This window comes from Variovorax sp. MHTC-1, from assembly GCF_003984645.1.
In the GTDB taxonomy this organism is placed as follows: domain Bacteria; phylum Pseudomonadota; class Gammaproteobacteria; order Burkholderiales; family Burkholderiaceae_C; genus Variovorax.
This window is the reverse complement of sequence record NZ_RWKI01000001.1, coordinates 429240-442411: the sequence shown is the minus strand read 5'-3', so window position 1 is coordinate 442411 and position 13172 is coordinate 429240. Positions and strand designations below refer to the sequence as shown.

General features: G+C 69.2%; 14 protein-coding genes. 12 read left to right on the top strand and 2 right to left on the bottom strand.

Annotated elements, in window-relative coordinates; genetic code table 11:
* Positions 1-98 precede the first annotated feature (98 nt).
* Positions 99-386, bottom strand: a complete 288-nt coding sequence (locus tag EJI01_RS02075; protein WP_126835444.1) for a DUF2282 domain-containing protein — start codon at positions 384-386, stop codon at positions 99-101.
* Positions 387-564: 178 nt separating this feature from the next.
* Here EJI01_RS02075 and EJI01_RS02070 point away from each other — a divergent pair, with 178 nt between their 5' ends.
* Entirely contained in the window at positions 565-1119 is a 555-nt protein-coding gene (locus tag EJI01_RS02070) for a sigma-70 family RNA polymerase sigma factor (RefSeq protein WP_126835443.1), read from the top strand.
* Positions 1116-1757, top strand: a complete 642-nt coding sequence (locus EJI01_RS02065; protein WP_126835442.1) for a DUF1109 domain-containing protein — start codon at positions 1116-1118, stop codon at positions 1755-1757. Before EJI01_RS02070 ends, EJI01_RS02065 begins: the two co-directional genes overlap by 4 nt.
* Before the next feature lie 8 nt (positions 1758-1765).
* On the opposite strand, the gene EJI01_RS02060 is transcribed toward EJI01_RS02065, so the two are convergent.
* Positions 1766-3286 (bottom strand): helicase HerA-like domain-containing protein, encoded by a 1521-nt coding sequence (locus EJI01_RS02060; protein ID WP_126835441.1) that lies wholly within the window; start codon positions 3284-3286, stop codon positions 1766-1768.
* A gap of 109 nt (positions 3287-3395) precedes the next feature.
* Here EJI01_RS02060 and EJI01_RS02055 point away from each other — a divergent pair, with 109 nt between their 5' ends.
* The 10 genes from EJI01_RS02055 to fabG are packed head-to-tail and all read left to right on the top strand — an operon-like array spanning position 3396 to position 12749.
* On the top strand, positions 3396-3704 hold the full coding sequence (locus EJI01_RS02055) for a phosphopantetheine-binding protein (protein ID WP_126835440.1): 309 nt from the start codon (positions 3396-3398) through the stop codon (positions 3702-3704).
* A gap of 18 nt (positions 3705-3722) precedes the next feature.
* Entirely contained in the window at positions 3723-4346 is a 624-nt protein-coding gene (locus EJI01_RS02050) for a hypothetical protein (RefSeq protein WP_260602272.1), read from the top strand.
* Positions 4343-6031: an AMP-binding protein gene (locus EJI01_RS02045; protein ID WP_126835438.1), complete on the top strand. Its 1689-nt coding sequence runs from the start codon at positions 4343-4345 to the stop codon at positions 6029-6031. The genes EJI01_RS02050 and EJI01_RS02045 overlap by 4 nt, the downstream gene beginning before the upstream one ends.
* On the top strand, positions 6028-7002 hold the full coding sequence (locus tag EJI01_RS02040; protein WP_126835437.1) for an acyl-CoA synthetase: 975 nt from the start codon (positions 6028-6030) through the stop codon (positions 7000-7002). Before EJI01_RS02045 ends, EJI01_RS02040 begins: the two co-directional genes overlap by 4 nt.
* A complete protein-coding gene (locus EJI01_RS02035) occupies positions 6980-7576 on the top strand; it encodes a LolA-related protein (protein ID WP_126835436.1) in 597 nt (198 codons plus the stop codon). Before EJI01_RS02040 ends, EJI01_RS02035 begins: the two co-directional genes overlap by 23 nt.
* A complete protein-coding gene (locus EJI01_RS02030; protein WP_126835435.1) occupies positions 7573-9963 on the top strand; it encodes an MMPL family transporter in 2391 nt (796 codons plus the stop codon). The genes EJI01_RS02035 and EJI01_RS02030 overlap by 4 nt, the downstream gene beginning before the upstream one ends.
* Positions 9963-10802 (top strand): polysaccharide deacetylase family protein, encoded by an 840-nt coding sequence (locus EJI01_RS02025; protein WP_126835434.1) that lies wholly within the window; start codon positions 9963-9965, stop codon positions 10800-10802. The genes EJI01_RS02030 and EJI01_RS02025 overlap by 1 nt, the downstream gene beginning before the upstream one ends.
* Positions 10799-11554, top strand: coding sequence for a class I SAM-dependent methyltransferase (locus EJI01_RS02020; RefSeq protein ID WP_126835433.1), 756 nt, complete (start codon positions 10799-10801; stop codon positions 11552-11554). The genes EJI01_RS02025 and EJI01_RS02020 overlap by 4 nt, the downstream gene beginning before the upstream one ends.
* Positions 11551-12021 carry a hydroxymyristoyl-ACP dehydratase gene (locus EJI01_RS02015; RefSeq protein ID WP_126835432.1) on the top strand — a complete coding sequence of 157 codons (471 nt, stop codon included), beginning with the start codon at positions 11551-11553 and terminating at the stop codon, positions 12019-12021. The genes EJI01_RS02020 and EJI01_RS02015 overlap by 4 nt, the downstream gene beginning before the upstream one ends.
* Positions 12018-12749, top strand: coding sequence for a 3-oxoacyl-ACP reductase FabG (gene fabG, locus EJI01_RS02010; RefSeq protein WP_126835431.1), 732 nt, complete (start codon positions 12018-12020; stop codon positions 12747-12749). The genes EJI01_RS02015 and fabG overlap by 4 nt, the downstream gene beginning before the upstream one ends.
* Positions 12750-13172: the final 423 nt, after the last annotated feature.

The following is a 13172-nucleotide window of genomic DNA, read 5'->3' as shown; positions in this document are numbered from 1 at the left end:
GGGGCCTGCGGACGCCGCCGGGCCGCCCCAAGGCGGCCGCGCCTCCCCCTCGGGGGGTGGCGAAGCACACGAAGCGGCAAGCCGGGGGGCAGACATCTCTAGGACTTGATGGGCGTCAGCGAGCCCGTGCCCTTCGGCGTCTTGATCGTCGCGCAGGTGCCGGCCGGCACGTTCTTCCAGGCATTGCCTTGGTAGTCGACCTTGGAGGTGCCTGCACAGGTGGTGCCGGGGCCGGCAGCGCAGTCGTTCTTGCCGGCCATCGAGACGCCGTAGCACTTCTCCATCGCGACCTTCTTGTCGGCCATCGGTTTGTCTTGCGCCATGGCGGAGCCGGCGGCGAGGGCGCCCAGGGCGAGAGCGGTGATGGCGAGAGGACGAGTGATCATGGAATGAGCTCCAGTGGTTGAGTGAAGGTTTTTCAACCGCGCCGCTTCGGCGCAGTCGTTTCTACTTCGCAGTCTGCGCGAACAGGGTTACAGCGCACGGCACAATCCGCCGGATTTCTTTTTTTGGCCGTGCCTGTAACCGGCTTGAGCGAAAGCACGAATGACAAGTGGGAGCCCGATGGCAAAGAGCGAAGCGGAGACGGTGCTGCACGACCTGTTCGTGCGCGGCCTGGCCGGCGACGCCCAGGCGTATCACGCCTTCCTGCAGAAGCTCAGCGCACACCTGCGCGCGTTCCTGGGCCGGCGGCTGTTCGGCTGGCCCGACGAAGTGGAAGACCTTGTCCAGGAATGCCTGTTAGCCATGCACAACCAGCGCCACACCTACCAGAGCGACCAGCCCCTGACGGCCTGGGTGCATGCGATCGCGCGCTACAAGATGATCGACCTGCTGCGCAGCAAGGCCAGCCGCGAGGCGCTCAACGATCCGCTGGACGACGAACTGGCCGTCTTCGCCGAGTCGGCCACCGAAGCCAGCGACGCGCGCCGCGACCTGGCGGGCCTGCTCGATACGCTGCCCGACCGGCATCGCCTGCCGATCGTGCACGTCAAGCTCGAAGGCCTGTCGGTGGCCGAAGCGGCGCGCCTGACCGGCATGTCGGAGTCGGCCATCAAGGTCGGCATCCACCGCGGCCTCAAGGCGCTGGCGCTGAAGATCAAGGAGTCCTCTTCGTGAAAACAGACGAGCTCGTATCCCTGCTGGCGCGCGAGGCGCAACCGGTGCCACGGCACGCGGCGGCACGGCGCATCTCGATCGCGCTGCTGGCCGGCGTGCCGCTGTCGATCGCATGGATGGTCTTCGAATACGGCGTGCGGCGCGAGCTGGTGCAGACCATGTTCTGGCCGATGTTCTGGGTCAAGCTGGCCTTTCCGCTGTGCATCGCCATCGCGGGCTTCGTGGTCGTGCAGCGACTGGCGAGGCCCGGTGCGCGCGTTCGTGCTGCCTGGCTGGGCCTGGTGTTGCCGGTGCTGGCGCTGTGGGTGCTGGGCTTCGCGGTGTGGTTCTTCGCACCTGCGGACGAACGCGCGGCCCTGGTCTGGGGCCAGACCTGGCGCACCTGCGCCTTCAACATCGCCGCGATCTCGGCGCCCGTGTTCGTAGCTGCGCTGATCGCGTTGAAGAGCCTGGCGCCGACGCAGCCGGCGCTTGCCGGTGCGGCCGCGGGCGCGATGTCAGCGGGGGTAGGGGCGGCGGTCTATGCCCTGCATTGCCCGGAACTGGCGGCGCCGTTTCTGGCGATCTGGTATGTGGCGGGGATGGGGTTGCCGGTACTGGCAGGGGCGGCCATTGGGCATCGGTTGTTGCGCTGGTGAAGGGCCTGTTAGCGTCGACGGCTCTTTGCGCCGAAGATTCCGCCTAGCACGCCGCGCAGGATTTCCCTGCCCATGGTCGTCCCCATGGTCCGCACGGCCGACTTGGCCATCGTCTGAGCAAGCCCGTCGCGTTTGCCTCCGCGAGGCCCGGTAGAGCCGAACAGGATGTCGTTCAGTCCACCCATCAGTCCGCCCGATTCCTCGGCTGCCGCAGCACCGGCCTTGCCCTTTACGGACGCCGCATCAGGCGCCGTCTCGGCCCGCTCCTTCAGCTTCTCGTAAGCCGACTCGCGGTCGACGGTCTTCTCGTAGACCCCCGCCACCAGCGAATTCGCAATCAACGCCTGCCGCTGCGCCGCCGTGATCGGCCCGATCTGGCTCCCCGGCGGCAGCACGTAGACGCGCTCCGTGATGCTGGGCCGCCCCTTGGCGTCGAGGAAGCTCACCAGCGCCTCGCCCACTGCCAACTCGGTGATCGCGGTCTCGATGTCCAACCCCGGCTTCTGCCGCATCGTGGTCGCCGTCGCCTTCACTGCCTTCTGATCCCGCGGCGTAAAGGCACGCAGCGCGTGCTGCACGCGGTTGCCCAACTGCGCCAGCACGGTGTCCGGAATGTCCAGCGGGTTCTGCGTCACGAAGAACACGCCCACACCCTTGGAGCGCACCAGCCGCACCACGAGTTCGATGCGCTCGACCAGGGCCTTGGGCGCCTCGTTGAAGAGCAGGTGCGCCTCGTCGAAGAAGAAGACCAGCTTGGGCTGTTCGGGGTCGCCGATCTCGGGCAGTTGCTCGAACAGCTCCGACAGCAGCCACAGCAGGAAGGTCGCGTAGAGCCGCGGCGAGTTCATCAGCTTGTCGGCGGCGAGGATGTTGACCACGCCCTTGCCGCCCTCGGTCTGCATGAAGTCCGAGATGTTGAGCATCGGCTCGCCGAAAAACTGGTCGCCGCCTTGGCTCTCGATCGAAAGCAGGCCGCGCTGGATCGCGCCCACGCTGGCGGCGCTGATATTGCCGTACTCGGTCGTGAACTGGCTCGCGTTCTCGCCCACGTGCTGCAGCATCGCACGCAGGTCCCGGAGGTCGAGCAGCAAGAGGCCGTTGTCGTCCGCGATCTTGAACACCAGGTTCAGCACGCCGGCCTGGGTCTCGTTGAGATTGAGCATGCGGCCCAGCAGCAGCGGGCCCATGTCGGAAATGGTGGCGCGCACCGGGTGGCCCTGTTCGCCGAACACGTCCCACAGGGTGACGGGGCAGGCGAGGGGCGCAGGCAGCTCGATGCCGCGCTCCTTGAGCGTGGCGGCCATCTTCTCGCCGATGCTGCCTTTCTGGCTGGCGCCGGTCAGGTCGCCCTTGACGTCGGCCATGAAGACCGGCACGCCGATGTTCGAGAGCTGCTCGGCAATGGTCTGCAAGGTGACGGTCTTGCCGGTGCCGGTGGCCCCGGTGATCAGGCCGTGGCGGTTGGCCAGGCCCGGCAGCAGGGCGCATTCGATGGTGTCGTGGCGGGCAATCAGAAGGGGGTCGGCCATGGGGGCTCCGGTCAATGGGTACGGAACGCAGTCTATCGAAGCGGCTCGAAGCGGCCTCCTATAATTCGCACCCCGTGCGATAGTTCATCCAAAGTTCTCGGAGTTTGATTTGTCATCGACCCAGCCCCCCATTTCCGCCGTCGGCGATGCACCCGAACAGTCAGCCCTCGAGAACGAGCTGGCCGTGCTTCTGGTGGAGTCGCTCAATCTCGAGATCGCACCCTCCGAGATCGTGCCCACGGCGCCGCTGTATGGGGAAGGCCTGGGGCTCGATTCGATCGACATCCTCGAAGTCGCCCTCGAAGTCTCGCGCAAGTACGGCTTCCAGCTGCGCTCCGACGACGAGCGCAATCAGCAAATCTTTCAGTCGCTGCGCAGTCTTGCGGCCCACGTCGCGCAGAATCGCGGCGACTCCTGATCCATGTCTCGATGGCGCATGGCGCTCCTGCTGCTCGCGGGGGTGGCCTATGCCGGGCTTTCCCATTGGATGATGCTGTTCCATGCCGCCGAGCCCTGGGCGGTGGGAGTGCTGCTCGCACCGCTGTGGCTGGCGGCGTTGGGCCTGGCCGGTAGCCGCTTCGGCGCCTGGGGCCTCACGGCGGCCGGCGCCGTCGGCGTGATCGGCTTCGCGCTGGTGCTGCGCGGTGAGGCGGGGGACCCCAACCGGCTCTATGTGTTCCAGCACGCGGGCATCAATGCCTTGCTGTGCGGATGGTTCGGCAGCACGCTGCGCGGCGACCGACTCTCGCTGATCGGCCAGTTCGCCGCGCGCATCCATCCGCTGTCGCCGGCCATGCGCGCCTACACCGCGCGCGTGACCTGCGTTTGGACCGGCTACTTCGCGCTCATGACCGTGGCCTCGATCGCGGTCTACGCGACCCTGTCCTTCGCCGCCTGGTCGGTGCTGGCCAATCTGCTCACCCCGGTGATGGTGGCTGGCCTGTTCGTGGGCGAGTACCTTCTGCGCTACCGGCTGCATCCCGAATTCGAGCGCACCCGCCTCATCGACACGGTGCGCGCCTTCTACAACGCGCCGGTCGACACCCACACCCGGCGATGAGTCCGATTTCGCTTCTTTCCGATCGCGACCTCGATGCGCCGCTGGCCTGGCGCCACGGCGTGCCGGTGAGCGCGCGCCAGTTCCTGGCCGACGTCGTGCGCTTTGCGCCCGAGCTCGAGGCCGGCGGGCCGGTGATCAATTTATGCGTCGACCGCTATGCCTTCGCGGTCAGCCTGGCGGCCGCGCTGGTGCGCGGCGAAACCAGCCTGCTGCCGCCCGATGCACGGCCCGACACGCTGGCTCGCCTGGTCGAGGCCGGCGGCCATACCTTTGCCATCGTCGATGCGGAGCAGGCCGAGACGCCGGGCCTGCCGCGCATCCTGATCGAGAACCGGCCGCCCGTCGCCGACGCGGGCGAGCAGCCCGTGCCCGAGATCGCGGCCGACCTGCATGCCGTGAGTCTCCTGACCTCCGGCTCGACCGGTACGCCGCAGCCGCATGCCAAGTCCTGGCAGACGCTGGTGGGCGACGTGGCGGCGGCGGTCGGCCGCTTGTCCGGCCTGCTCGGCCGCTCTTCGCTGTCCGGCCTCACGCTGGTCGCGACGGTGCCGGTGCAGCACAGCTACGGCCTCGAATCGTCGGTGCTGCTGGCGATGCTCGGCGGCGCCGCCTTCGATAGCGGCCGGCCCTTCTTTCCGGCCGATGTCGCGGCGGCGCTGGCGTCGGTGCCGCAGCCGCGCGCGCTGGTGACCACGCCTTTCCATCTCAAGACCTTGCTGCTCTCCGGTGTCGCGCTGCCGCCGGTGGACCTGATCCTCTCGGCCACCGCGCCGCTCTCGCCGCAGCTCGCGGCGCAGGCCGAGCAGGCCACGGGCGGCATGTTGATCGAGATCTACGGCAGCACCGAGTCGGGCCAGGTCGCGACGCGGCGACCCACGCAGAGCGAGATCTGGGAGACCTTCGGCCAGATCCGCGTGCATGCCGAGCACGACGCGGAGGGCGGCGAGCGCTTCATCTTCGAAGGCGATTTCATTCCCGAGCCGACGCCCTTGGCCGACGTGCTGGAGCTGGTCGACGAACGCCGCTTTCGCCTGCTGGGCCGCGCCAACGACCTGATCCACGTGGCGGGCCGGCGCAGCTCGCTGGGCTACCTCAACCACCATCTCAACAGCATCCCGGGCGTGGTCGACGGCGCCTTCTGGCTGCCCGACGACGTGACCGACGGCGTGGTGCGGCCGGTCGCCTTCGTGGTGGCGCCGACGCTCGATGCGCACGCGATCATCGCGGCGCTGCGCGAGCGGCTGGAGGCGGTGTTCGTGCCGCGGCGCGTGGTGCACGTCACGGCTTTTCCGCGCGAAGGCACGGGCAAGCTCACGGCCCGGGCGCTGCGCGAGTTCGCGCTCGCGCAGCTCGCCTCGGACGGCACGCCGGTGCAGCTCACCCACGAGGTGCCGGCGGACCATCCGGCCTTCGCGGGGCACTTTCCGGGCCAGCCCTTGCTGCCGGGCGCGCTGCTGCTGTCGGAGGTGCTCGAAGCCGTGCAGGGCGTTCCCGCGCTGGCGGCGCGGCTCGGTGCGCAGCCGACGCTGGCGGCCGCCAAGTTCCTCGCCCCGGTGCGCCCGGGCAGCACGCTCGTGATCGATCTGATTCCCGAAACCGGCGCCTCGCGCGGGCTGCGCTTCGAGGTGCGTTCTTCCGGCGTGCTGGCCGCGAGCGGGCGCTGGACGCCGGGCAGCGCCGCATGAGCAGCATTCCTCCAGAGGCCGGCGAGGCGAAGTCGCGCCAGGCCGACTGGTCGCGCATGCCCGAGCGCAGCAACATGCTGGCATTGCGCGTGATCTGCTGGATCGCCATCACCTGCGGACGGCCGCTGACGCGCCTCATCCTGCATCCGATCTGCCTCTATTTCCTGCTGTTTTCGCCGGCGCAGCGGCGCCACATCAAGCGCTACCTGTTCCGCGCCATCGGCCCGCGCGCCGGCTGGTCCGACGGCTACAAGCTGCTCCATGCCTTCGCCTCGACGGTGCTCGATCGCATCTACTTCCTGCGCGGCCGCATGGACCTGTTCGACATCCGGATCTACGGCAACCTTCCGGTCGAGTCCGAGGCGCATGCCGGCCGGGGCGCCTTCCTGCTCGGGGCGCACATCGGCAGCTTCGAGGCGATGGGCGCCTGCAAGCGCCAGAGCAAGAACCCCGAAGACCTGCGCCTCGCGATGTTGATGTACCAAGACAACGCACAGCAGATCACCAAGGTGCTCGACACGATCAGCCTGCCCGGTCTGCGGCCCCACATCATCGCCCTGGGCCGGCCGCATTCGATGCTCGCGCTGCGCGACTGGCTCGACGGCGGCGGCCTCGCGGGACTCCTGGCCGACCGCACGCTGCCGGGCCCTGACGAGGGGGGGGCGCAGCGCGGCAACAGCATCGAGCTGCCATTTCTCGGACAACCGGCTTTCATCAACGACGGGCCGTTCCGGCTGGCCGCGCTGCTGCGCCGCAAGGTGTTCTTCATGGCGGGGCTCTATGCCGGAGGGGCGCGCTACGATGTGCGCTTCGAACCCCTGGCCGATTTCAGCGAGCGGGTGTCCGACCCCGCGGAGCGGGAACGCCGCATCCGCGCCGCGCTCGAAACATATGTGGCGCGGCTCGAGGCCTTGTGCCGTGCCTATCCCTACAACTGGTTCAACTTTCATGACTTCTGGCTCGAAGATTAGGCTTGAGCGCTGGTGCAGGGGGCTCGTGGCGGCGCTGGCTTTTTCCGCATCGTCCGCATGGGCCTTCGACCTTCCTGAACTGATGGGCCTGCTCGCCAAGCAGAAGAGCGGCGAGGCGCGCTTCACCGAACAGCGCTTCGTGCGCGGCCTCGAGGGCCCGCTTGACGCGAGCGGAACGCTGAGTTTCCAGGCGCCTGACAAGATGACGCGCCGTACGCTCACGCCGCGCCCCGAGTCGATGGTGGTCGACGGCAACACGCTGACCTTGTCGCGCGGCGGGCGCACGCGCACCATGACGCTCGACAGCATGCCCGAGCTGCTCGGCATGGTCGAAGCCATGCGCGGCACCTTGACCGGCAACACCCAAAGCCTCGCGCGCTACTTCCGCGCCTCGGTCTCCGGCACTCCGGACAAGTGGACGCTCGACCTCGTGCCCATCGACGAGAAGCTCGCGGCCCAGGTACGCACGCTGCGCCTGAGCGGGCGCGCGGGTGAAGTGCTCGGCATCGAGATGGAGTTCATCGGCGGCGATCGCTCGGTGATGAGCATCACCCCCACGCGCACCGCGCCGTGACGCGCCACGCTGCCGCACCCGGCCGGCGGCGCATCGCGCTGGTGCTCGGCATCTGGCTGCTGGCGCTCGTGGCCGGCATCGCGTTGATTGCGCGCACGCATTTCAGCGCCGACCTCTCGGCCTTCCTGCCCGAAAGCCCCGACGAGCGGCAGCGTGTCCTGATCGAGCAGCTGCAAAGCGGCATCGCATCGCGCACGCTCTTCATCGGCATCGAGGGCGGCAAGGATGCCGCGCAGCGCGCCGAAGTGTCGCGCGCCGTGGCCGCTGCCATGCGCGAGAGCAAGCTCTTCGACCAGGTCCAGAACGGCGACACCAGCGACTGGAAGGAGTCCGGCACCTGGCTCTTCGACAACCGCTACCGGCTCGCGCCCGACATCACGCCCGAGCGCTTCACCGCTGCCGGCTTGCGCGATGCGATCGTCGACACCCTGTCGCTGCTCGGCACGCCGGCCGGCAACATCACCAGGCCGCTGCTCGAACGCGATCCGACGGGCGAGACGCAGCGCATCGCGGAAGGCCTGATTCCGGCGAGCTCGCCGCGCAGCGAACACGGCGTGTGGGCCTCGCGCACTGCGCCGCGTGCACTGATCCTTGCGACCACGCATGCGGCTGGCAGCGACCTGGACGCGCAGGCGACCGCGGTCGAGCGGGTGCGCGGCGCCTTCGCCGCCGCCACGCGCGAAATGGGCAGCGCCGGCCCGCAGCTGCAGATGAGCGGCGCGCCGGTGTTCTCGGTGCAGAGCCGCGACCAGATCAAGGGCGAGGCGATCAAGCTCGCCACCGTCGGCGGCATCGTCATGGGCGTGCTGCTGCTGCTGGCCTTCGCCTCGCCGCGCGCGCTGGTGATCGCGGTGCTGCCGGTCGCGACCGGCGTGGTGGGCGGCACGGCGGCGGTCAGCCTGTGGTTCGGTGAAGTGCACGGGCTCACGATGGGTTTCGGCAGCACGCTGATCGGCGAGACCGTCGACTACGCGATCTACTACCTGATCCAGGCGCGCGGCGCCGCGGTGCCGGGCACCGGCTGGCAGCGTTGGCGCGAGATCCACTGGCCCACGGTGCGGCTGGGCCTGCTGACCTCAGTCTGCGGTTTCGCGGCGCTGGTGTTCTCGGGCTTCCCCGGCCTCGCACAGCTCGGCGTGTTCTCGCTGGCCGGCCTGATCGCCGCGGCACTGGTCGCGCGCCACGTGCTGCCGGTGCTCGCACCCGATGGCGCAACCGGCATGGGCATGCGACGCCAGATGGCCCAGGTCGCCGGCGTCATCCTGCGTGCGCTGCCGCGCCTGCGCTATGTGTTCGTGGGCCTGGGCGCCGCTGCGCTGGCGCTGGTGCTGTGGCAGGGCGGCCACCTGTGGCGCGCCGAGCTCAGCGCGATGAGCCCGGTGCCGAAGGCGGCGCAGCAGCTCGACGAGGAACTGCGTGCCGACATCGGCGCCAGCGACGGCGGCACGCTGGTCGTGGTCCGCGGCGCCGACGAGCAGGCCACCTTGCGCAACGCCGAGGCCGCCGCCGCCAAGCTCCAAGCGCTGGTGGACCAGGGCGAACTGGCGGGCTTCGAAAGCGTCACGCGGCTGCTGCCCAGCGAGGCCGCGCAGGCCGCGCGCATCGCCAGCCTGCCCGATGCCGCGACGCTGAAGACGCGGCTGGCCGAAGCGACGCAGGGGCTGCCGCTGCCGGCCAGCCGGCTCGCACCTTTTCTCGCCGACGTCGAGAAGGCGCGTGCCCAGCCCATGATCCGGCGCGCCGATCTCGAAAGCGGGCCGCTGGGTGCCGTGGTCAACGCGCTGATGTTCCAGCGCCCGGGCGGCGGGTGGTCGGCGCTGATTTCGCTGCATCCCGGCGAGCGCTTCGATGCAGGCCGCCTCGCGGCGGCGCTGGCGGACGTGCCCGAGGTGCAGGTGGTCAACGTCGGCGACGAACTGCGCGGCCTTTACCGGCGCTACCTGCACGAGGCCTTCGTGCAGGTCATGCTCGGTGCGCTGGCTGTGGTCGTGCTGCTGGGCGTCTACCTGCGCTCCGGGCGCCGGCTGCTGGCCGTGTGCGAGCCGCTGCTGGTCGCGGTGCTCCTCACACTGGGCGGGCTGGCGGTGCTGCAGGTGCCGCTGGGCATCCTGCATCTCGTGGGCCTGCTGCTGGTGGTGGCCGTGGGCTCGAACTACGCGCTCTTCTTCGATCAGCTGCGCGAGACCGGCCGCGCCGACGAGGACACGCTGGCCTCGCTGATGCTGGCCAACCTCACGACGGTGGTGTCCTTCACGCTGATAGCGATCTCGGAGATTCCCGCGCTGTCGGCGATCGGCCGCGTGGTGGCGCCAGGCGCGCTGCTCGCGCTGCTGCTGTCGGCCGCGTTCGCGCGCGGGCCGGCCGGCGCTCCCGCAGTCCGCCACTGATGGGAAAATCCGCGCCGATGTCCCAAACTCTTGCTGTCTCCGAATCCTGGCCCTGGCCACCGATCATTCGCGCCAGCGTCGGCTGGCACCTGCTCGCGACCGCCGCCGGCGTGCTGGTGCCGGGTGCCGCGCCCTGGGCCATCGGCGCGATCGTGCTCAACCATGCGCTGATCACGGCCGCCGGCCTCACGCCCCGCAGCCGCCTGCTGGGGCCGAACGTCACGCGGCTGCCGCAAGCGGCCATTGCGCGCCGCGAAGTCGCGATCACCATCGACGACGGCCCGGACCCGGAAGTCACGCCGCAGGTGCTGGATCTGCTCGACGCCCATGGCCAGCGCGCCACCTTCTTCTGCATCGCCGAGCGCGTGCTGGCGCATCCTGCCCTGGCGCGCGACATCGTGGCGCGCGGCCACAGCATCCAGAACCACACGGCGCGGCATCGGCACAACTTCTCCTTTCTCGGGCCGCGCGGTTTTGCGGCCGAGATCTCGCGTGCGCAGCAGGTGCTGCACGAAGTGAGCGGCGAGCGGCCGACCTGCTTTCGCGCGCCCGCGGGCCTTCGCAATCCTTTTCTTGCGCCGGTGCTGCATCGCATGGGCCTTTCGCTCGTGAGCTGGACGCGCCGCGGCTTCGACACGCGCGAGCGCAACGCGGCCACCGTGCTGGCACGGCTCACGCGCGATCTGCAGGCGGGCGACATCGTGCTGCTTCACGACGGCAACGCGGCGCGCACGGCGGCCGGACGGCCGGTCGTGCTCGAGGTATTGCCCCCCTTGTTGGCGCGCATTCGTGCGAACGGCTTGCGCGCAGTCACCTTGCCGGAAGCATTGGCCGCATGAGCTCAGAGCTAACGACCACGACCGACGCCGCATGGCGCCGACTGCATGAAGCGGCCACCGCGCCGTACAGGAAGGCCGGCAACTTCGCCTGGCATTTCGCGCGCGGCAAGCTGGGGCGAGATCCGGTGTTCCGCGGCCTCATCGAACGCGGCCTGATCGGCGAGAGCCACCAGCGCGTGGTCGACATCGGATGTGGCCAAGGGCTTTTCGCGAGCCTGCTGTCGGCGATGGCCGCGATGCAGTCGCGAGCCGGCCATTGGCCGCCTGCATGGCCCACGACGCCGGCCGCCGCGGAGTACACCGGCATCGAGCTGATGCCCAAGGACGTGGCGCGCGCCGAGAATTCCATCGGCCATCTGCAGCCGGCGCCGCGCTTCGTCTGCGCCGACATGTGCACGGCTGCCATGCCGGCCTGCGACCTGGTCGTGATCCTCGACGTGCTGCACTACGTCGACCACGCGGCGCAGGAAGGCGTGCTGCGGCGCGTGCATGCCGCGCTGCAACCGGGCGGGCGGCTGCTGCTGCGCGTCGGCGACATGGCCAGCCGGCGCGGTTTCGCGATCAGCCAGTGGGTGGACCGCACCGTCACGCGCATCCGCGGCCATCGCGTCTCGCCGACCTGGGGCCGGCCGCTGGCGGACTGGACGGCGCTGCTGCAGCGCCTCGGCTTCTCGGTGCAGAGCATTCCGATGAGCGAAGGCACGCCCTTCGCCAACGTGCTGCTGGTGGCCGACCGCAGGGAGGCTGCGTGACCAGCGCGCCGCAGCAGCTCGACCAGGCCGGCATCGCACGGCGCATTCCGCACAGCGGCAGCATGTGCCTGCTGGAGCGCCTGGTGTCGTGGGACGCGCAGGCCATCCACTGCACCACCACGACGCATCGGCGCGAGGACAACCCCTTGCGCACGGCCAGCGGGGTGCTGTCGCCGAATGCGATCGAATACGCAGCGCAGGCCATGGCCTTGCACGGCGGCCTGATCGCGCAGGAGGGCAGCGAGCCCTCGGCCGGCTTCCTGGCCAGCGCGCGCAACGTGCGGTTTGCCGCGCAGCGCCTGGACGAGGTCGAGGGCGAACTGCACGTGCATGCGCGGCGCGCCTCGGGCGACGCCAGCCAGATCCTCTACGAATTCGCGGTGAAGGACGCGCAGGGCAGGCCGCTGGCCGAAGGCCGCGCGGTGGTCGTGCTCAATACGCCGCTTGCAACCGGAGCCTTGTCATGAGCCTTGCTGGAAAACGCGCACTGATCACCGGCGCCAGCGGCGCACTCGGCGCGGCCATCGCCGAGCGGCTGGCACGCGACGGCGCCATCGTGCTGCTGCACGCCAACTCGCGGCCCGAGGCCGTCGAGCAGCTCGCTGCCGCCATCGCCGCGGCGGGCGGCCAGGCCGAGTGCCATGTGTTCGATCTGCAGAGCGACGAGGCCTCGCGCGCCGCCTGCGAGCGCATGCTGGCCGGCGGCCCGGTGCAGGTGATCGTCAATAACGCCGGCGTGCACGACGATGCGGTGCTGCCCGGCATGAGTGCCGCGCAGTGGCACAAGGTGATCGACGTCTCGCTCAACGGCTTCTTCCGCGTCACGCAGCCCTTGCTGCTGCCGATGCTGCGCACGCGCTGGGGCCGCATCCTCAACATCTCCTCGGTGGCCTCGCTGACCGGCAATCGCGGCCAGGTCAACTACGCGGCCGCCAAGGGCGCGCTCAACAGCGCGACCAAGGCGCTGTCGCTCGAGGTAGCGGCGCGCGGGGTGACCGTCAACGCCATCGCGCCCGGCATCATCGCCTCGCCGATGGCCGACGGCGTGTTCGACAAGGCCATGATCGATCAGCTGGTGCCCGTGAAGCGGGCCGGCAGGCCGGAAGAGGTGGCTGCGCTGGCGGGGTTCCTGGCGAGCGATGAGGCTGCCTACATCACGGGGCAGATCATTTCGATCAATGGCGGGATGATTTGAGGTCGATCGTCTTGACGGGCTGTTTGTTGGTTTTCCCTCGGCTATGAGTAGCTGTTCTCCAATCTAGCAAGCGCGTAGCCCGCGCGCGAAATCTACTTCTTCTTGCTCTCATTCTGCTGTGATGCAGAGTCGCTGCCGCTTGAATCGGTCTCAGGAACCTCTGGCTGCTCGTATGTAGCTTTTGCTTTGCGCCAACCTAGCGGATCGTTGGTGAAGGGAGGAGGGAGCCCAAGGGCATGAGCTCGACCACTGAATCCCGCAACAGCCATGCACCCAAGGCCCACGGAAATGCCCAGCCACCACATCCATACCGTAGGCGAAAAGGCAATCGAAGCGAGCAAGATTGAAAGTCCCACTAAGAACAGTAGCGCAACCCCGAGGCCTGTTAGTTTTCCCTCGGCTAGGAGTAGTGGCAGTACTTGC